The following is a 21,329-nucleotide window of genomic DNA, read 5'->3' on the forward strand; positions in this document are numbered from 1 at the left end:
GCGCGTTGGACACGGAAAGATATCCGGCAAAAGACATTTCCGTGCTTTCCGTGTCTTCCGTGGACACCCCCTACTTGAACAACCATAATTTCAACTGTGACAGGAGCTGCTCCGAGTCGATCGGCTTGGAGGCATAATCCGAAGCGCCGGCGGCGATACATTTTTCCCTGTCGCCTTTCATTGCCTTGGCGGTTAGCGCAATGATAGGCAGGTCCTGATATTTCGCATCCTTGCGAATCTCACCGATGGTTTCATAACCATCCATTTCCGGCATCATGATGTCCATCAGGACAAGGTTGATATCCTCCGTCTCATGCAGGTGCGCCAGCGCCTCCTTGCCGTTCTCGGCGGTCACGACCGTCATGCCGTGGTTTTCCAGCATTCCGGTCAGCGCGAACAGGTTGCGCACATCATCGTCGACAAGCAATACTTTCTTGCCTTCCAGCAGATGGCTGGTCGGCGCGACTTGTTCCAGCATCGTCCGCTTGCGCTCCGACAGCGAACCTTTGATCCGCTTCAGGAATTGCTCGGTTTCCACCACCAAACGGTCGAGCGAGCGCGCGCCTTCAGCGACCACAGCCGCACCCATCCGCTTGAGCTGGTCCTCCGTCGTGCGATCCAGCGGACGTCCGGTATAGATCACGACCGGTATCTGGGCGAGTTCGCGCTCGGCGCGGATCTCGTGCAGAAACGCCTGTCCATCCATGTCCGGCAAGTCGAGGTCGAGCACGATGCCCTGGTAGGAGCGGCTGCGCAAGGCTGCGCGCGCATCGCTTGCGCTAGACACCGCGTCCAATTCGACATCCGCGCCTTTGAGTTCGGCCAGGATGGCTTCCCGCTTTATCGGATCGTTCTCGATGACCAGCAAGGCGCGGATCGGGCGATGCGCTTCCTTCATGATCTGGCTGAACACTTGCCCCAGGGTGGCGACATCGACGGGCTTGGCGAGATAGCTTGCGATGCCGAACCGATCCGCGGAGGCCGGGCGATCCCGCACCGAAATGATATGGACCGGAATGTCGCGCGTCTCCGGTGCGGCCTTGAGCTGCTCCACGATGTCCCAGCCCTCCAGGTCGGGCAGGTTCAGGTCGAGGGTTATGGCATCGGGCCGGTGCTTGCGCGCCAGCGCCAACCCTTCCTCGCCGCTTGGCGTGACCAGTGTCTTGAATCCGCGCTCATGCGCCATTTCCTGCAATGCGCGCGCGAACACGGGATCGTCCTCGACAATCAGCAGGACATTATCCTGCGGCGATAGCCCGACGCGGTCATCGGTGAAGCCTGGTTGCGGCGCCGGCGAAGCAGACGGGGGCCGTGATGCAAGGCGCGGCGGCGACTGACGGACGCGCACTGCCGGTTCATTTCCCGGGTCCGGCCTCGGCCCCACGGCTCCCGGCCATTGTTGCGGCAGATAGAAGATGAAGGTGCTGCCCTCACCTTCCTTGCTCTCCACCCGCAGCTCGCCGCCGAGGAGATAGGCAATTTCACGGCTGATCGCCAGCCCGAGGCCGGTGCCGCCATAACGGCGCGAGGTGCTGGCGTCGGCCTGCTGGAATGCCTCGAATATGAGCCTCTGCTTGGCTTCGGGAATGCCGATGCCCGTGTCGGTGACCGCAAATGCAATCACCTGCGGCGCATGATTCAGCACCTTATGCTCGGGGGTCCAGCCGGAGCGCGCGATATAGGCGGTGAGCGAGACGCTGCCTCTCGACGTGAATTTGATGGCGTTCGACAGCAGGTTCTTGAGCACCTGCTTCAGCCGCTGGCCGTCGGTATGCAGCGTCGGCGGCAGATGCTGATCGAATTCGATATTGAATGCCAGCCCCTTCACTTCCGCCAGATGACGGAAGGTGCGATCGACATGATCGGCAATTTCGGTGACCGGCACATCTTCGATATTGAGCGTGGCGCTGCCGGATTCGATCTTCGACAGGTCGAGGATATCGTTGATCAGGTGCAGCAGCTCGCTGCCTGCGCCGTGGATCACCTTGACCATCTCCAGTTGTTTCGGCGACAGGTTGTTGTCCGTGTTCTGGCGCAATTGCTCCGCCAGCAGCAGCAGGCTGTTGAGCGGCGTGCGCAGTTCATGCGACATGTTGGCGAGGAACTCGGATTTGTATTTGGAGGTGAGCGCGAGTTGTTCCGCTTTTTCCTGGAGATTGCCGCGCGCAACTTCGATCTCGCGGTTCTTGCGCTCGACCTCCGCATTCTGGTCGGAAAGCTGGCGCGCCTTCTGCTCTAGTTCCGCATTGGTGTTTTGCAGCTCGTCCTGCTGCGCCTTCAATTCGCTTGCCAGCGATTGCGACTGCTGCAACAGGGCCTCGGTGCGGGACGCGGTTTCAATCGAGTTGAAGACGATGCCAAGGCCTTCCGCGAGCTGATCGAGAAAATTCAGGTGAATCGCCTGGAAACGCTCGAATGCAGCCAACTCGATGACAGCCTTGACCTGTCCTTCGAACAGGATCGGCAGCACCACGATATTGCGCGGACTCGACTGCCCCAGCCCGGACACGATCTGGATGTAATCGTCCGGCAGGTTGGTGATGAGAATACGCTGCTTCTCGAACGCGGCCTGACCAACCACGCCCTCGCCCATGTCCCATTCCTTCGACAGGTTCTTGCGCTCCTGGTAGCCGTAGCTGGCCATGAGCTTGAGGCGCAAGGTGTTGTATGGGCCGGATTGCATGACGTAAAGCACGGCGTGCTGCGAAGCGACCAGCGGCGCAAGTTCCGACAGCAGGGTGCGCGACATGGTGATGATGTCGCGCTGCCCTTGCAGCATGCGCGTCAGGCGCGCAAGGTTGGTCTTGAGCCAGTCCTGTTCGGTATTGCGCTGCGTGGTTTCCCGCAGGTTGCGGATCATCTGGTTGATGTTGTCCTTGAGGTCGGCCACTTCACCGCGTGCGATGACCTGGATCGAACGCGTCAGGTCGCCCTTGGTCACGGCGGTGGCCACCTCGCCGATGGCACGCACCTGCGTGGTCAGGTTCGCCGCCAGTTCGTTCACGTTGTCCACCAGGTCTTTCCAGCTGCCGGCCGCGCCGGGCACCACTGCCTGACCGCCCAGCCGCCCTTCCACGCCCACTTCGCGCGCCACCCGCGTGACCTGGTCGCTGAAGGTGGCGAGCGTGTCGACCATGTTGTTGATGGTTTCGGCCAGCGACGCCACTTCACCCTTGGCGGGCACCATCATCTTCTGTTTCAGGTTGCCCAATGCGACGGCGGTCACCACCTTGGCGATGCCGCGCACCTGATCGGTTAGGTTGTCGGCCATCAGGTTCACGCTGTCGGTGAGGTCTTTCCAGATGCCGGATATGCCCTTCACGTTGGCCTGTCCGCCGAGCTTGCCTTCCGTGCCCACTTCGCGCGCCACCCGCGTCACTTCGCTGCCGAAGGCGTTGAGCTGGTCCACCATGATGTTGATGGTGTTCTTGAGCTCAAGGATTTCTCCCTTCACGTCGACCGTGATCTTGCGTGACAGGTCGCCGTTGGCGACAGCGGTCGTCACCGTCGCGATGTTGCGCACCTGCGCGGTCAGGTTGGTGGCCATCAGGTTCACGTTGTCGGTCAGGTCTTTCCAAACACCGGCGACGGCAGGCACATAGGCCTGGCCGCCAAGCCGACCTTCGGTGCCGACCTCGCGTGCCACGCGCGTCACCTCACCCGCGAAGCCATTGAGCTGATCAACCATAGTGTTGATGGTTTCCTTCAACTGCAGCACTTCGCCGCGCACGTCGACCGTAATCTTCTTGGAGAGATCACCGTTGGCCACCGCTGTCGTGACGGTGGCAATACTGCGCACCTGGTCGGTCAGATTGCTGGCCATCAGATTCACGTTATCGGTGAGGCCCCGCCACACGCCGGACACGCCTTTGACTTGTGCCTGGCCGCCGAGCCGGCCTTCGATACCGACTTCGCGCGCCACGCGCGTCACCTCGCCGGCAAAACTGTTGAGCTGGTCCACCATGATGTTGATGGTGTCTTTCAGCCGCAGGATTTCGCCTTTGACATCTACCGTGATTTTCTGTGACAGGTCGCCGTTCGCCACTGCGGTGGTCACCGTCGCGATGTTGCGAACCTGGGCAGTGAGGTTGCTTGCCATGAGGTTGACGCTGTCGGTCAGATCTTTCCAGGTACCGGCGATGCCCGATACCTGGGCCTGTCCGCCGAGCTTGCCTTCGGTCCCGACCTCGCGCGCCACCCGCGTCACCTCGCCGGCGAAGCTATTGAGCTGGTCCACCATGGTGTTGATGACATCCTTGATCTGCAGGATCTCGCCCTTGACGTCGACCGTGATCTTTTGCCCGAGGTCGCCATTGGCGATAGCCGTCGCCACCTTCGACACGTCACGCAACTGCACAGTCAGGTTGCCCGCCATTGCATTCACGTTGTCGGTCAGGTCCTTCCACACGCCGGCGACCCCAGGCACCTCTGCCTGTCCGCCGAGCTTGCCTTCGGTCCCGACCTCGCGCGCCACCCGCGTCACCTCGCCGGCAAAACTGTTGAGCTGGTCCACCATGATGTTGATGGTGTCCTTGAGCTGCAGGATCTCGCCTTTCACATCCACCGTGATCTTGCGCGACAAGTCGCCCTTTGCGACTGCGGTAGTGACTTCCGCGATGTTGCGCACCTGTCCGGTGAGGTTACTCGCCATCAGGTTCACGTTATCCGTAAGATCTTTCCAGGCGCCTGCCACGTCCGGCACCTGGGCCTGCCCTCCGAGCTTGCCTTCGGTGCCGACTTCGCGCGCCACGCGCGTCACCTCGCCGGCAAAACTGTTGAGCTGGTCCACCATGATGTTCATGGTGTCCTTGAGCTGCAGGATCTCGCCTTTCACATCCACCGTGATCTTGCGCGAAAGGTCACCCTTTGCGACTGCTGTCGTCACTTCCGCGATGTTGCGCACCTGGGCGGTGAGATTGCTCGCCATCAGGTTCACGTTCTCGGTGAGGTCCTTCCATACGCCGGACGCACCTTGCACTTCGGCCTGGCCGCCCAGCTTGCCTTCGGTACCAACCTCGCGCGCCACCCGTGTCACCTCGCCCGCAAAACTGTTGAGCTGGTCCACCGTGCTGTTGATCACATCCTTGATCTGCAGGATCTCTCCCTTGACGTCGACCGTGATCTTTTGCCCCAGATCGCCGCTGGCAATCGCGGTCGCGACTTTCGATACGTCACGCAACTGCACCGTCAGATTGCCCGCCATCGCATTGACGTTGTCGGTCAGGTCCTTCCACACGCCATCGACACCCGGCACCTCTGCCTGTCCGCCGAGCTTGCCTTCGGTCCCGACCTCGCGCGCCACCCGCGTCACCTCGCCGGCAAAACTGTTGAGCTGGTCCACCATGATGTTGATGGTGTCCTTGAGCTGCAGGATCTCGCCTTTCACATCCACCGTGATCTTGCGCGACAAGTCGCCCTTTGCGACTGCGGTAGTGACTTCCGCGATGTTGCGCACCTGTCCGGTGAGGTTACTCGCCATCAGGTTCACGTTATCCGTAAGATCTTTCCAGGCGCCTGCCACGTCCGGCACCTGGGCCTGCCCTCCGAGCTTGCCTTCGGTGCCGACTTCGCGCGCCACGCGCGTCACCTCGCCGGCAAAACTGTTGAGCTGGTCCACCATGATGTTCATGGTGTCCTTGAGCTGCAGGATCTCGCCTTTCACATCCACCGTGATCTTGCGCGAAAGGTCACCCTTTGCGACTGCTGTCGTCACTTCCGCGATGTTGCGCACCTGAGCGGTGAGATTGCTCGCCATCAGGTTCACGTTCTCGGTGAGGTCCTTCCATACGCCGGACGCACCTTGCACCTCGGCCTGGCCGCCCAGCTTGCCTTCGGTACCAACCTCGCGCGCCACCCGTGTCACCTCGCCGGCAAAGCTGTTGAGCTGGCCGACCATCTTATTGATGGCGTCCTTGATCTGCAGAATCTCGCCCTTGACGTCGACCGTAATCATCTGTCCCAGATCGCCACTGGCAATCGCGGTCGCCACTTTCGATACGTCGCGCAATTGCACCGTCAGGTTGCCCGCCATGGCATTGACGTTGTCGGTCAGATCCTTCCACACGCCGGACGCGCCCTCGACTTTCGCCTGGCCGCCGAGCTTGCCCTCGGTCCCGACCTCGCGCGCCACGCGCGTGACCTCGCTGGAGAAGCTGTTGAGCTGGTCGAGCATGGTGTTGATGGTCTTGGCATTCTTGAGGAACTCGCCCTTCAGTGGCCGCCCTTCGACTTCCAGCTCCATGTTTTCAGTGAGGACACCGCGTGCGACGGCGCCGATCACTCGCCCGGCGTCGCGCACCGGTTGCACCAGGCTGTCGATCAGGCTGTTGACGGCGTTGACTTTCACGCCCCACGAGCCCTTGTAATTGTCGAACACGATGCGCTGGCCCAGCTTGCCTTCGGTGCCGACCGTGAGGGAGACCTGCTCCATGCTTTTGGCCACACGTTCGTTGGCAGAAACAATGTCGTTGAAGGCGTCGGCAATCTTGCCGTCGATTCCGTCCCAATCCGATGGCAGGCGCGCGCTGAAGTCGCCGTCCCGCACCGCAATCAAAATATTCAACAGGACGGAACGATCGAGCATGTGCGGCCCGATCTCGGTCCTGCCGAGCATCGCCTGGTCCGACGCGCGCCTGGCATGCATGCGTCTGTCATGCATTCCGGTTTCTTGCGCCATGTTCGCCTCCTTTTCTTGCCTGGTCCACCACGTCGAAACGTCCGCGTTTCAGCAACTGCAATGCCTCATCCGTCGGTACCGGCCTGCTGAAGAAATTGCCCTGCAATTCGTCGCAGTCATGTTCAATCAAAAATGTCATTTGCTCGGCGGTCTCCACGCCTTCGGCGATCACGGTCAGGCTCAGGCTGTGCGCAAGCGTAATGATGGCGAGTACGATGGCCGCATCTTCGGGATCGGTCGCAATGTCCCGCACAAAGGCAGCGTCGATCTTGAGTTTGTCCAGCGGAAAACGCTTCAGATAGGCGAGCGAGGAATAGCCGGTACCGAAGTCATCGATGGAAATCGGCACGCCGAGATCGCGAATCTGATGCAAGGCCTGGATCGCCTTGGCGGGATCGGTCATCACCGCCGACTCTGTCAGCTCGGCTTCCAGCATGGCGGGTGGAATTCCGGTCTCCCGCAATGCTGCTTCGATGCTGCGCGCCACGCTGTCCTGGCGGAACTGGCGTGCCGATACGTTGACGGCGATCGGACAGCCCTCGGTGCCTTCCGCGCGCCAGCGCTGCACTTGCGATGCTGCCTCGTGCAAAGCCCATTTGCCGATCGATTCGATGCGACCGGTTTCCTCCGCAATCGGTATGAACTGCGCGGGCGGCACCCAGTTTCCGTCTGCCTGCGGCCAGCGTATCAACGCTTCGAAGCCGCAGATCTCGCCGCTGGCAGCGCTGATCTTGGGCTGATAATGCAGAATGAATTCTTCTTCCTGAATCGCACGCTGCAAGGCGCCACCCACGGACAGGCGGCGGGCCGCGGCTTCATTCATGTGCGGGGTGAAGAAGGAGAACCTGCCGCGCCCTTCCTGCTTGGCATGGTACATCGCGGTGTCCGCGTTGCGCAGAAGTTCGTCCATGTTCTGGCCGTCGTACGGGAAGATCGCGATTCCGATGCTCGGCGAGACCCGCAATTCCCGATCCGCGATCTGGCACGGCTCCGCCACGGTCGTGACGATCTTTTCCGCCACCAGTGCCGCATCCTGCACATCGTGCAAGCCGGCAAGCAGCACCACGAATTCATCGCCGCTCAGACGTGCGACGGTATCTTCTTCACGCACGCAATGACCAAGGCGCTCGGCCACTTCCTGCAACAACCGGTCACCGGCGGCATGGCCAAGCGTATCGTTGATGTCCTTGAAGCGGTCGAGGTCGATGAAGAGAACCGCCACCGGTGCATGCTGGCGTCCCGAATGCGCGGTCGCCTGCTTCATGCGGTCTTCGAGCAACAAGCGGTTGGGCAAGCCAGTGAGCGCGTCATGGAAAGACTGATGCAGGATATAGGCCTCCATCTCCTTGCGCTCGGTGATGTCGCGCGACACCATCACTACTTGCTCGACTTCGCCGGCCGGATTGCGAATCACGCTGGCTTCGGATTCCAGAAAGCGCACGCCGCGATCCGGCACCGGCACCCGATATTGCAGTCGCGTGTTCTGTCCGCCTTCGGTCAGGGAAAAAAAGGCGGAGCGGACACGTTCGCGGTCGTCCTCATGGACGATGGCGAAATATGTTTCTTCGGAACGAATCGCCGACCCGAATGCGGCCGAATACGACGGGCTCTCATAAACCCAGCCCCCGCGCGCATCCAGCAGTGCCACATAATCGCCGGCGTGTTGGACGATCAGGCGTTCGGTTTCGCTGCGTTGCGCGGCATCCTCCGCCTGGCGGCGCGCAGCGATTTCCAGGCGCAAGGCTTCGTTCAGGCGCGTCACATGGTCGAGCTCGCGCTTGAGGGCCTGATTGAGGTATTCCAGCTCAACGTCCTTCCTCTCGCGTCGTCGGTTTCTTTTCGCGAGATCGATGAAGACCTGGACCTTGGATTTCAGCACTTCCGGTGCGACCGGCATGAACAGATAATCGACAGCACCAAGTTCATAGCCCGTCGCGCGGTCAAGATCGGTGGCGCGATGCGAGGTCAGAAAAATGATCGGGGTATATTTGGAGCGCGGCCTCTGCCGGATCAGGCGGGCAGTCTCGAAGCCATCGAGGCCGGTCATCTTGACATCGAGAATGATCACCGCGAAATCCTGTTTGAGCAGCAGCATCAATGCTTCTTCTCCGGACGACGCCGTCTCGATGCTTGCCTCCAGATCAGTGAGAATGGTATTCAAGGCAAACAGCGAACCAGGGTCATCGTTTACGAGCAAGACTCTGATCTCGTCAGCTTCGTTCATAGGTGAACCTTGTCGGGAAATTCAATCGATCTCCGGGCAGTCCATGCGGACCGCATCGTTAAAAGTAAAAAGTATGCATTCGATAAACGCGTCCTTGCCTCCAGGCATGGGGTTGGCGCAGTGTGGCGGGTATGGATGCTTTGCGTTGATGGCAATTGCGTGCGGCACATTGGCTCTATGTTTTGGAATGACATGCTCTACAGTTGTGCCTGTGCAAAATCCGATGCATGGGATGCGCATTCGACCGACATCGCATCGCCTCCTTTGCGAGACGACTTGGGTATCCAGGCAGGCATGCATGCGACGCCCATGGGCGAGACACGGCCCGCAATGCGACAAGCGCAGCACGGCACCCGGGACATTCACTTTTTATAGGCGTCAACAACTTCGACGGACAAAGGCAAGGGATGTTCCCCATCCTCATGCATTCGGAAGAGAATGGTGCATGCAGAGACTATTTGCTGCGGAACGCCGGCATGAATATGAAAACGCGGCGCCGGTGCGGCGAAAAGTCTTGCCGGGCTACACGAATCAATGGGCAAGATTATGTTGCGGCACTCCGCTTGTTTTGCTCATCAGCACTTTCCCTGAGAAGCGCACACAGTCTGCATCGGAAGGCGGGGTCGCGGGCGATGTCAGCATGCCGGACAATGCCGCGCGTGGATGGCTAAGCATCGCGGACTTCGGCATTGGCCCGCACAGAAATTTTCAAATACCGAAGGATCGTCGATACAAGGAGGGAAATCGGGAATGGTGCCGAACGGCTGGATGCCGTCCGGCTTACACGGGTTGTCTGCAGTTTAGGCTTCGCTGACCGCAGCCTTGACCTGTTGCAGCGAGCTTGGGTCCTCGATCGTCGTCAAATCGCCGGGATCGCGGCCTTCGCAGATGGCTTGAATCGAGCGACGCAAGAGCTTGCCCGAGCGCGTCTTCGGCAGCAGCGTCACGAAGTGCACGCGTGCCGGACGCGCCACCGCGCCGAGCTGTTTGTCTACCACGCCCATCACTTCCGCCTCCAGTGCCTTGCGCCCTTCCGGTGTTGAGGCCGGCTCCGCATTCTTCAGGATCGCGAAGGCAACCGCGACTTGTCCCTTGAGCTTGTCTTCAACGCCGACCACGGCGACTTCGGACACGTTCGGATGGCTGGAAATGCTCTCCTCGATCTCGCGTGTGCCAAGGCGATGTCCCGCGACGTTGATCACATCATCGGTGCGGCCCAGAATGAAGTAATAACCGTCTGCATCGCGAATGCCCCAGTCGAAGGTCGAATACACCTGTTCCTTGAAATTCGCCCAGTAGGTGTTGACGAAGCGCTCGTCGTCGCCATACACCGTCTGCATGCAACCCGGAGGCAGCGGGCCGTCAATCACCACCACGCCCTTCTCATTCGTGCCGCACAGCGCGCCGGTCGTTTCATTGAGCAGCTTGACCTTGTAGCCGAACATCGGGACGCCCGGGCTGCCGAGACGCGTCGGCTTGTCCTCCACGCCCTTGGCAACCGACAGGATCGGCCAGCCGGTTTCGGTTTGCCAGTAGTTGTCGATGATGGGCACGCCCAGCTCGGAAGAAATCCAGTCGGACGTCGTTTCATCCAGTGGCTCGCCTGCGAGGTACAGCGCCTTGAGCGAGGACAGGTCGTATTTCTTCATGAATTCCGGCGGCTGCTTCTTGAGCACGCGCACTGCGGTCGGTGCGGAGAACATGCGCGTGACCTTGTACTTCTCGACGATGCTCCACCAGATTCCTGCATCGGGACGGATCGGCAAGCCTTCGTACATGACGGTCGCCATTCCCGCGATCAACGGGCCATAGACGATGTAGGAGTGCCCCACCACCCAGCCGATATCGGAGGTCGAGAAATAGGTCTCGCCCGGATTGCCGCAGAAGATGTACTTCATCGATGCCGCCAGCGCGACCGCATAGCCGCCGACATCGCGCTGCACGCCCTTCGGCTTGCCTGTGGTGCCGGAGGTATAGAGGATGTATGAGGGCTCGTTCGATTCCAGCCAGGCGACCGGCACTTGCGCCTGCATGTTCTGCTCGCGCAGCGTCGCGTAATCGACATCGCGGCCGGGCACATTGGTCATCGGCACGAGGCCGCGGTTCACGAGCAGCACATGCGCCGGCTTGTGATCCGCGAGCTTGATCGCCTCATCGAGCAGCGGCTTGTAGGCCACCGCCTTACCGCCGCGCGAACCTGCATCGGCAGAGACGATCAGCTTCGGCTTCGCATCATCGATGCGGGTCGCCAGGCTGTTCGACGCGAAGCCGCCAAACACGACTGAATGGATGGCGCCGATGCGTGCGCAGGCCAGCATCGCAAACGTCGCTTCGGCAATCATCGGCATGTAGATCAGCACGCGGTCGCCCTTGCCTACGCCGAGCGATTGCATCATCGCCGCCGTGCGCATCACTTCCGATTGCAGTTCCTTGAACGAATAGACTTTCTCGCTGTTCGTTTCGGTCGAAATCGCAATCAGCGCAGGCTTGTCGCCCTGCGTCGCGACCCAGCGGTCGACTGCGTTGTGACAGAGATTGGTCTTTCCGCCGACGAACCATTTCGTGAATGGCGGGCGGGAGTAATCGAGCACTTGCGTGTAGGGCTCGTTCCAGTCAATCAGCTTCGCCTCGTTGTCCCAGAATGCCTGCGGGTTGTCGATTGATTGCTTGTAGAAATCCGCGAAGTTCATATCTCCTCCAAATCAGTGTGTCCATGCCGCACCATCCGGCACAGGGATTGTTTCTAGTATGCGTACTACGACTTACTGAGCACTTACGCTCAGTGAAAAACGCGAAAAAAAAGCGCAGGAACGAGAGTGCCGATGCGCTTGTTTTTCCCTATGTGACCTTGGATCAGATCACGTAAAGATCGACATACTCGTGCACCGCCATCGCTTCCAGTTTCGTCTGGTCGAGCGACACATCGAGAATGGCTTTCTGCTGCTTCGCCGGAAAGCGACGCGCCAGATTGGTTTTGAACTTGGCTTCGAGAAGAGGAATGCCTTCCTTGCGACGACGAGCGTGGCCGATCGGGTATTCAACGACCACTTCGTCGAGCTTCGCTCCGTCCTTGAATTCGACGGTCAGCGCATTGGCAATCGAGCGCTTCTGCGGGTCGTGGTAGTCCTGGGTGAAAGCCGGATCTTCGACGCACACGATCTTGTCGCGCAATGCATCGATGCGCTTGTCGGCGGCAACTTCATCTTCATAGTCCCCGGCAGTCAGCCGCCCGAAAATCAAGGGCACCGCAACCATGTACTGAATGCAGTGATCGCGGTCCGCCGGATTGTTCAGCGGCCCCTTCTTGTCGATGATGCGAATGCAGGCTTCATGCGTGCGGATCGTGATCTTGCTGATGTCGTCGACCGATTTGCCTGTTGCGGCCAACTGCGCGTGCAAGCTCATCGCTGCTTCCGCAGCGGTCTGGGCATGAAACTCCGCCGGGAAGGAAATCTTGAACAGCACGTTTTCCATCACGTAGCTCTCGTACTTGCGCTGGAACTTGAACGGCTGCCCCTTGAACAGCACGTCGTAGAAGCCCCAGGTCTTCGCGGTCAGCACGGAGGGATAACCCATTTCACCGGTTCTCGCCATGAGTGCGAGGCGCACGGCGCGCGAGGTCGCATCGCCCGCAGCCCACGACTTGCGCGAACCCGCGTTCGGCGCATGGCGATAGGTGCGCAGCGATTGTCCATCGACCCATGCCAGGGAAACCGCATTGAGCATCTCTTCGCGGGTCAGGCCGAGCATATGTGCGACGACAGCAGTGGACGCCACCTTCACCAGCACGACATGATCGATGCCGACCTTGTTGAAGGAATTTTCCAGCGCGATGCAACCCTGGATTTCATGGGCCTTGATCATGCCGGTCAGCACGTCCTTCATGGTCAGCGGCTTCTTGCCGGCGGCCACGGCATTGCGCGACAACCAGTCGGCAGTCGCGAGGATGCCGCCGAGGTTGTCCGAGGGATGCCCCCACTCTGCCGCCAACCAGGTGTCGTTGAAGTCCAGCCAGCGAATCATTGCACCGATGTTGAACGCGGCTTGCACCGGATCAAGCTGGAACTGCGTGCCCGGTACCTTCGCGCCGCTCGGAACCATCGTACCCGACACGATGGGACCGAGCAGCTTGGTGCATGCCGGATACGCAAGTGCTTCAAGGCCGCAGCCCAGCGTGTCGATCAGGCAATTGCGCGCTGTTTCATACGCGAGCGTCGACTTGATCTCGAATTTCTCGACGTAGTCGACGATATCGACCAGGACCTTGTCCCAGTCGGGACGCTTTGCTGATTTCATGTCGAGTGGCTTGGCTGGTTTCATATCGAATGAGACAGGCTGTCTGGCGGCCTTGTTCCTCAGAAGGAATCGCCGGGAACGCGCACCCATCCTTCCATCAGCACCCTGGCGCTGCGACTCATGATGGCCTTGGTCACGCTCCATTCGCCGTCGATCTGGGTCGCTTCCGCGCCAACCCGCAAGGTGCCCGAAGGATGGCCGAAGCGCACCGCGGTGCGAGCGCCACCGCCGGCGGCCAGGTTCACCAGCGTGCCCGGGATCGCCGCAGCGGTGCCGATGGCAACGGCGGCCGTGCCCATCATCGCATGATGCAGCTTGCCCATGGACAGCGCGCGCACCAGCAGATCGATATCGCCTGCCTTGACCTGCTTGCCGCTGGACGAAATGTAGTCGGCCGGTTTGGCGACGAAAGCCACCTTCGGCGTGTGCTGGCGCTTTGCCGCCTCATCGACGTTCTTGATGAGCCCCATGCGCACTGCGCCATAGGCACGAATGGTCTCGAACATTGCGAGTGCCTTCGTGTCGCTGTTGATGGCGTCCTGCAACTCGGTGCCCTTGTAGCCGATGGCTTCGGCGTTCACGAAGATGGTCGGAATGCCGGCATTGATCATGGTGACCTTGAGCGTGCCGATGCCTGGCACGTCGAGATCGTCGACCAGATTACCGGTCGGGAACATCGAGCCGCCCGCGCCCTCTTCCTCGGCAGCCGGGTCCATGAATTCCAGTTGCACTTCCGCAGCAGGGAAGGTCACGCCGTCGAGTTCGAAGTCGCCGGTTTCCTGCACCGCGCCGTTCGTCATCGGCACATGCGCAATGATGGTCTTGCCGATGTTGGCCTGCCAGATCCGGATGGTTGCGACGCCATCCTTCGGCACGCGGCCGGCATCGACAAGGCCGTTGCTGATCGCGAAGGGACCGACGGCGGCGGACAGGTTGCCGCAATTGCCGCTCCAGTCGACGAATGCGGTATCGATGGACACCTGGCCGAACAGATAATCGACGTCGTGGTCGGGCTTGCTGCTCTTCGAAACGATGACTGTCTTGCTGGTGCTGGAGGTCGCGCCGCCCATCCCGTCAATCTGCTTGCCGTAGGGGTCGGGGCTGCCGATGACACGCATCAGCAATGCATCGCGCGCTGCGCCCGGTTTCCGTGCGACCTCGGGCAGATCCTGCAGGCGGAAGAACACGCCTTTGCTGGTGCCGCCGCGGATGTAGGTGGCGGGAATCTTGATTTGAGATACGTGGGCCATGAATGTTTTCCTGAATAGAAGACACCCCTCCCCTTGCAGGGGGAGGGAATTTCACTCTTCGTAGCGACCGCTCAATACGCTTAAGCCGCTTTCCCCGACGACTCGAGGAAGTCCTGCGCGAAGCGCTGCAACACGCCGCCCGCTTCATAGATCGATACTTCCTCCGCCGTGTCGAGACGGCAGGTCATCGGCACTTCCACGCGCTCACCGTTCTTGCGGGTGATCACGAGGGTGAGGTCGGTGCGCGGCTTGCGCTCACCAATCACGTCGAAGGTTTCGGTGCCATCGATGTTCAGGGTCTTGCGATTGACGCCAGGCTTGAACTCCAGCGGCAGCACACCCATGCCGATCAGGTTGGTGCGGTGAATGCGCTCGAAACCTTCGGCCGCGATCGCTTCCACGCCTGCCAGGCGCACGCCCTTGGCCGCCCAGTCACGCGACGAGCCCTGGCCGTAGTCGGCACCGGCGATGATGATCAGCGGCTGCTTGCGCAGCATGTAGGTCTCGATCGCTTCCCACATGCGCGTGACCTTGCCTTCCGGCTCGATGCGCGCCAGCGAACCCTTCTTCACCTTGCCGTCGACCACCGCCATCTCGTTGACGAGTTGCGGATTGGCGAAGGTCGCGCGTTGCGCGGTGAGATGGTCGCCGCGATGCGTTGCGTAGGAATTGAAGTCCTCCTCCGGCAAGCCCATTTTCGCCAGGTATTCACCGGCCGCGCTGTCGAGCAGAATCGCGTTCGACGGCGACAGATGGTCGGTGGTGATGTTGTCTGGCAGCACCGCCAACGGACGCATGCCCTTGAGCGTGCGCTCGCCGGCCAACGCGCCTTCCCAGTACGGCGGACGGCGGATGTAGGTGCTCATCGGCCGCCAGTTATACAGCGGGCTGACTTTCGACACGCCCTCGGAGCGCTGATCGAACATCGGAACGTAGACCTTGCGGAACTGCTCCGGCTTCACGCTCGCTTTGACGATGGCGTCGATTTCTTCATCGGTCGGCCAGATATCCTTCAGCGTGATCGGTTTGCCGTTCTTGTCGTTGCCGAAAGAATCACGCTCGATGTCGAAGCGGACTGTGCCGGCAATCGCGTACGCGACCACCAGCGGCGGCGATGCGAGGAAAGCCTGCTTCGCATACGGATGGATGCGGCCGTCGAAGTTGCGGTTGCCGGAAAGGACGGCCGTCGCATACAGGTCGCGGTCGATGATTTCCTGCTGAATCTTCGGATCCAGCGCACCCGACATGCCGTTGCAGGTGGTACAGGCAAACGCGACGATGCCGAAGCCCAGCTTTTCCAGTTCTTCCTTCAGGCCGGCGTCTTCCAGGTACAGCTCCACAGCCTTCGAGCCGGGCGCCAGCGAGGTTTTCACCCACGGCTTGCGGGTGAGGCCGAGGCGGTTGGCATTGCGTGCCAACAAGGCAGCGGCGATCACGTTGCGCGGGTTGCTGGTGTTGGTGCAGCTGGTGATGGCAGCGATGATGACGGCGCCATCCGGCATCTGGCCGGGCACTTCTTCCCACTTGCCCGCGATGCCCTTGGCGGCGAGGTCGGCAGTCGCCACGCGCGCATGCGGATTGGACGGACCGGCCATGTTGCGCACCACGGCGGACAGGTCAAACTTGAGCACGCGCTCGTATTCCGCGTTCTTCAGCGTGTCGGACCACAGTCCCGCTTCCTTGGCATAAGTCTCGACCAGCTTCACCTGTTCGTCCGTGCGGCCGGTGAGCTTCAGATAGTCGATGGTTTGCTGGTCAATGGAGAACAGCGCTGCGGTGGCGCCGTATTCCGGCGCCATGTTGGAAATGGTCGCACGATCGCCCAGCGTCAGCGACGAAGCGCCTTCGCCATAGAACTCGAGGTATCCGCCGACCACCTTCGACTTGCGCAGGAATTCGGTGAGCGCCAGCACGATGTCGGTGGCGGTGATGCCCGGTTGACGTCTTCCGGAAAGCTCGACGCCGACGATTTCCGGCAGGCGCATCCAGGAAGCGCGGCCCAGCATCACGTTCTCTGCCTCGAGACCACCGACGCCGACGGCGATCACGCCCAACGCGTCGACGTGCGGCGTGTGGCTGTCGGTGCCGACGCAGGTGTCAGGATAGGCAAGGCCATCGACCGCATGGATGACCGGCGACATCTTCTCCAGGTTGATCTGGTGCATGATGCCGTTGCCCGCCGGGATCACATCCACGTTCTTGAATGCGTTCTTGGTCCAGTCGATGAAGTGGAAGCGGTCCTCGTTGCGACGGTCTTCGATCGCGCGGTTCTTGGTGAACGCGTCCGGATCGAAGCCACCGCACTCGACGGCCAGCGAGTGATCGACGATCAGTTGCACCGGCACGACCGGATTGACCTGGGCCGGATCGCCGCCCTGGTCGGCGATCGCATCGCGCAGGCCGGCCAGATCCACCAGCGCGGTCTGACCGAGAATGTCGTGACAAACCACACGTGTCGGGAACCAGGGGAAGTCCAGTTCGCGCTTGCGCTCGATGAGCTGCTTGAGCGAATCGGTCAACGTGGCCGGGTCGCAACGACGCACGAGGTTTTCGGCCAGCACACGCGAGGTGTACGGCAGCTTGTCGTAGGCGCCCGGCTGGATCGCGTCGACCGCGGCGCGTGCGTCAAAGTAATCCAGTTTGGTGCCCGGTAGAGGTTTGCGGTTTGCGGTGTTCATGGATCAGAGAAGAAAAGAGATGATCAGCGGGAGGCGGAGCCTGACGCGCATGCACGACAGGCTCCCGGTGTTGCTTCTTTACTTGCGCTTGTTGATCGGCACAAACTTCAGATCTTCCGGGCCGACGTAATTCGCACTCGGGCGGATGATCTTGTTGTCGATGCGCTGCTCAATGATATGCGCAGCCCAGCCGGAAGTGCGCGAAATCACGAACAGCGGCGTGAACATCGCCGTCGGCACGCCCATCATGTGATAGGACACGGCGGAGAACCAGTCGAGGTTCGGGAACATCTTCTTGACGTCCCACATCACGCTTTCGAGACGCTCGGCGATGTCGAACATCTTCATCGATCCCGCATCCTTCGACAAGTTGCGCGCGACTTCCTTGATTACCTTGTTGCGAGGATCGGACACGGTGTACACCGGATGGCCGAAACCGATCACGACTTCCTTGTTCTCGACGCGCTTGCGGATGTCGGCTTCCGCTTCGTCCGGGTTGTCATAACGCTTCTGGATTTCGAACGCGACTTCATTCGCGCCGCCATGCTTCGGGCCGCGCAGCGCGCCGATCGCACCGGTGATCGCCGAGAACATGTCGGAGCCCGTGCCTGCGATGACGCGGCCGGTGAAGGTGGAGGCATTGAACTCGTGCTCGGCGTACAGGATCAGCGAGGTATGCATCGCCTTGACCCACAGATCCGACGGTTCCTTGCCATGCAGCAGATGCAGGAAGTGGCCGCCGATGGAATCGTCGTCGGTTTCGACTTCGATGCGCGTGCCATTGTGGCTGTAGTGGTACCAGTACAGCAGCATCGAACCAAGCGATGCCATCAGGCGGTCGGCGATGTCGCGCGCGCCCGGCGTGTTGTGGTCGTCTTTCTCCGGCAGCACGCAGCCCAGCGCGGAAACGCCGGAACGCATCACGTCCATCGGATGCGACGAAGCAGGCAGCCATTCCAGCACGGCCTTGACGTTGGCCGGCAGACCGCGCAGGGACTTCAGCTTGGCCTTGTAGGCCTTGAGTTCAGCCGCGGTCGGCAGTTTGCCGTGCACGAGCAGGTGCGCGATTTCTTCGAATTCGCACGCATCGGCGACGTCGAGAATGTCGTATCCGCGGTAATGCAGGTCGTTACCCGTCCTGCCGACCGTGCACAGTGCGGTATTGCCTGCCGTGACGCCGGACAGCGCCACGGATTTCTTCGGTTTCGGTCCGGTTGTAGTTTGTTGTTCGCTCATATAGCCTCCAGGTGGTCACTTAGCCTTTTGTTGCGCAAACAGCGCGTCAAGTTTTTGTTCGAAGTCGTGATAGTTGATTCGGTCATACAACTCCATGCGGGTCTGCATGGTATCGACCACATTCTTTTGCGTGCCGTCACGGCGGATGGCGGTGTAGACGGTTTCCGCGGCCTTGTTCATCGCGCGGAAGGCCGACAGCGGGTACAGCACGAGGCCGACGTTGACGCTCTTCAACTCGTCAACCGTGTAGAGCGGCGTTGCGCCGAATTCGGTGATGTTGGCCAGGACCGGCACCTTCACGGCATCCGCGAACGTCTTGTACATGTCCAGTTGCGTGATCGCTTCCGGGAAGATCATGTCGGCGCCGGCTTCGACGCAAGCCTGTGCGCGATCGAGTGCAGCGTCCAGCCCTTCGACGGCGAGCGCGTCGGTGCGGGCCATGATGACAAAGTTTTCATCGGTGCGCGCATCGACCGCCGCCTTGATGCGGTCGACCATTTCCTGCTTGCTCACGATTTCCTTGTTGGGACGATGGCCGCAACGCTTGGCGCCGACCTGGTCCTCGATGTGGATCGCGGCAGCGCCGAACTTGATCATCGACTTGACGGTGCGCGCGACATTGAACGCGGAAGAACCGAATCCGGTATCGACGTCGACCAGCAGCGGCACGTCGCAGACGTCAGTAATGCGCCGCACATCGGTCAGCACATCGTCCAGACTGGAAATGCCGAGGTCCGGCAAGCCGAGCGAACCGGCGGCCACGCCGCCACCGGACAGGTAAATCGCGCGATAGCCTGCGCGCTTGGCCAGCAATGCGTGGTTGGCGTTGATAGCACCCACGACTTGCAACGGGGATTCTTCTTTTACTGCCTTGCGAAAGGCGGCGCCTGCGGAATAAAGAGTCATTTCTTCACCTTGTGGGAACTGTTTCAGCCAGAGAAGCTGCAGGCTTAATTGCAATCGGCGTGCCATCGAGTAACACCTCCCTCGGTCCATGACTCCCGGTTGGCAAAAACGCGTGTTTTCAAGGGCTTATCGTCGCATTTATCCTGGATCAATTTCCCCGTCACGTTTCATTCTGTGTTACATTTGAAACGTTGAAACGTTCATGAAACATGCGCATCCCATCCCGCCCCCTTCCCGACCTGCCCGATAAGCCGATTATCTGGACGGTATCGATTTCACGCCTGTCCGACCTGTTTCGCGACATCACGCCGGAATTCGACGACCGCGCGACGATCGAGCCGATTCGTTACGGCTTTGAAGAGGCCGTGCAGCACATACGCGAGCGATTGGAAACGGAGCGCTGCGATGCCGTAATCGCCGCCGGCTCCAACGCCGCCTACCTGAAGAGCCGTCTGTCACTGCCCGTCGTCATCGCCAAGGCGAGCGGCTTCGATGTCATGCAGGCTTTGGCGCGCGCGCGCAAGATCACTCCCGAGATCGGCCTGGTCACCTATCAGGAAACGATGTCTGAACTGGCCGATTTTCAGGCCACCTTCGGCCTGAAAATCGCACAGCGCACCTACACCACGGAAGAGGACGCGCGGGCACAGATCGACGAACTCAAGGCAAGCGGCATCAAGGCTATCGTCGGCGCCGGCCTGGTGACCGATCTCGCACAGGAGGCCGGTCTTGCCGGCATCTTTGTCTATTCGGCCACATCGATCCGCCAGGCCTTCGAAGATGCGCTGGAAATCGCACGCTTCACCCAACTGGAATCCGGGCGCGGCCGCAATCAGCAGGTATCCGAAACCCTGCGCGCCAAGCACGGCTTGAACGACTTGCGCGGCGACTCCCCTGCGATGCAAACCGTGCGTCACTCGATCGAGCTGTTCGCGAAATCGCCCGCCACGGTCCTGATCCAGGGAGAAACCGGCACCGGAAAGGAACTCGCAGCACAAGCCATCCACCGAGAAAGCCAACGCGCACGCCAGCCTTTCGTCGCCATCAACTGCGGCGCGGTGGCGGAATCGCTGCTCGAATCCGAATTGTTCGGGTATGAAGAAGGCGCGTTCACCGGCTCGCGCCGCGGCGGCCATGCGGGCCTGTTCGAAGCCGCGAATCGAGGCACCCTGTTTCTCGACGAAATCGGCGAGATGCCCGTGCAGTTGCAGACACGCCTGCTGCGCGTGCTGGAAGAACGTGAAGTGGTGCGCGTCGGCGGCACCCGCCCCGTTCCTGTGAATGTACGCATCATCAGCGCCACGCACTGCGACCTCGACCAGCGCGTGAAGGATGGCCGTTTCCGCGCCGACCTGTTCTATCGCCTCGGCGTGTTGCGCCTGAGTTTGCCGCCCTTGCGGGAACGCAGCGAAGACCTGGTCGCCCTGGCCGAATGGGGATTGAAGAACGCACTGGCCTCGCTCGGCGCGCGCCCGCACGCCAATCTGCATGCGGAGATCACGGCCTGCGCACCGCTCTTTTCCCGCTATGCCTGGCCGGGCAATGTGCGCGAGTTGCGCAACCTGATGGAACGGCTCGCACTGTTCCTTGCCGCAGAGCCGCTGCAAGCGCTCACGCCGGGCTTTGTGATGACCGTTGCACCGGAGTTGGGCGCCATCACGGAGCCGCCGCCAAAACCCGTAGCAGCCGTGGCCGCCGAGTCCATCGAACAGGTCCTCGCCCGCTTCAACGGCAACCGCGAAGCGGCCGCGAAATTTCTCGGCATCAGCCGCACGACCTTGTGGCGCAAGCTAAGCAAGGGCAATTAGCACGATGCATGGCGCCGGACCGACAAGCGAATTTGCCCTATCATTGGCGTTTTGAGGTCTCCACGATGCAGAATCCTTCCCGCCCCGATACACCCTGCGTTGCCGTCTGCACGACCACCTTCGACGACGTCTGCCGAGGCTGCGGACGCACGGTCGCCGAAGTCGCGAACTGGGTGTTCATGTCCGAAGAAGAAAAGGCGCTGGTGTGGGCCAGGATCACCGCCGAAGGCTATCCGCGCCGGCAATCCTGACCGC

Annotated in this window: 10 protein-coding genes; 2 read left to right on the plus strand and 8 right to left on the minus strand. The window is 60.8% G+C overall.

Features of this window, described 5'->3' with window-relative positions:
- Window positions 1-70: 70 nt before the first annotated feature.
- From E6W33_RS21570 to prpB, 8 genes are all read right to left on the minus strand, one after another.
- Window positions 71-6,676, minus strand: coding sequence for a HAMP domain-containing protein (locus tag E6W33_RS21570; RefSeq protein WP_247869731.1), 6,606 nt, complete (start codon window positions 6,674-6,676; stop codon window positions 71-73).
- Window positions 6,651-8,873 carry an EAL domain-containing protein gene (locus E6W33_RS21575; protein WP_247869732.1) on the minus strand — a complete coding sequence of 741 codons (2,223 nt, stop codon included), beginning with the start codon at window positions 8,871-8,873 and terminating at the stop codon, window positions 6,651-6,653. Before E6W33_RS21575 ends, E6W33_RS21570 begins: the two co-directional genes overlap by 26 nt.
- An 827-nt stretch (window positions 8,874-9,700) precedes the next feature.
- The gene (locus tag E6W33_RS21580; RefSeq protein WP_136419435.1) at window positions 9,701-11,590 is read right to left on the minus strand and encodes a propionate--CoA ligase; all 1,890 of its coding nucleotides are present in this window, start codon (window positions 11,588-11,590) and stop codon (window positions 9,701-9,703) included.
- A gap of 163 nt (window positions 11,591-11,753) precedes the next feature.
- A complete protein-coding gene (locus E6W33_RS21585; protein WP_136419436.1) occupies window positions 11,754-13,196 on the minus strand; it encodes a bifunctional 2-methylcitrate dehydratase/aconitate hydratase in 1,443 nt (480 codons plus the stop codon).
- A gap of 59 nt (window positions 13,197-13,255) precedes the next feature.
- Window positions 13,256-14,446 carry a 2-methylaconitate cis-trans isomerase PrpF gene (gene prpF / locus E6W33_RS21590; RefSeq protein ID WP_136419437.1) on the minus strand — a complete coding sequence of 397 codons (1,191 nt, stop codon included), beginning with the start codon at window positions 14,444-14,446 and terminating at the stop codon, window positions 13,256-13,258.
- Window positions 14,447-14,526: 80 nt separating this feature from the next.
- Complete coding sequence (gene acnD, locus E6W33_RS21595) at window positions 14,527-17,124, minus strand: Fe/S-dependent 2-methylisocitrate dehydratase AcnD (protein ID WP_136419438.1); 2,598 nt, start codon at window positions 17,122-17,124, stop codon at window positions 14,527-14,529.
- A gap of 78 nt (window positions 17,125-17,202) precedes the next feature.
- On the minus strand, window positions 17,203-18,360 hold the full coding sequence (prpC, locus tag E6W33_RS21600; protein WP_136419439.1) for a 2-methylcitrate synthase: 1,158 nt from the start codon (window positions 18,358-18,360) through the stop codon (window positions 17,203-17,205).
- Window positions 18,361-18,375: 15 nt separating this feature from the next.
- The gene (gene prpB / locus E6W33_RS21605) at window positions 18,376-19,266 is read right to left on the minus strand and encodes a methylisocitrate lyase (RefSeq protein WP_136419440.1); all 891 of its coding nucleotides are present in this window, start codon (window positions 19,264-19,266) and stop codon (window positions 18,376-18,378) included.
- 209 nt (window positions 19,267-19,475) lie between these two features.
- Here prpB and prpR point away from each other — a divergent pair, with 209 nt between their 5' ends.
- Both prpR and E6W33_RS21615 read left to right on the plus strand, forming a co-directional pair.
- The gene (prpR, locus tag E6W33_RS21610; protein WP_136419441.1) at window positions 19,476-21,074 is read left to right on the plus strand and encodes a propionate catabolism operon regulatory protein PrpR; all 1,599 of its coding nucleotides are present in this window, start codon (window positions 19,476-19,478) and stop codon (window positions 21,072-21,074) included.
- Window positions 21,075-21,139: 65 nt separating this feature from the next.
- Window positions 21,140-21,325, plus strand: coding sequence for a DUF1289 domain-containing protein (locus E6W33_RS21615; protein WP_136419442.1), 186 nt, complete (start codon window positions 21,140-21,142; stop codon window positions 21,323-21,325).
- Window positions 21,326-21,329 lie beyond the last annotated feature (4 nt).

The organism is Herbaspirillum sp. ST 5-3 (assembly GCF_004804275.1).
In the GTDB taxonomy this organism is placed as follows: Bacteria; Pseudomonadota; Gammaproteobacteria; order Burkholderiales; family Burkholderiaceae_D; genus Noviherbaspirillum.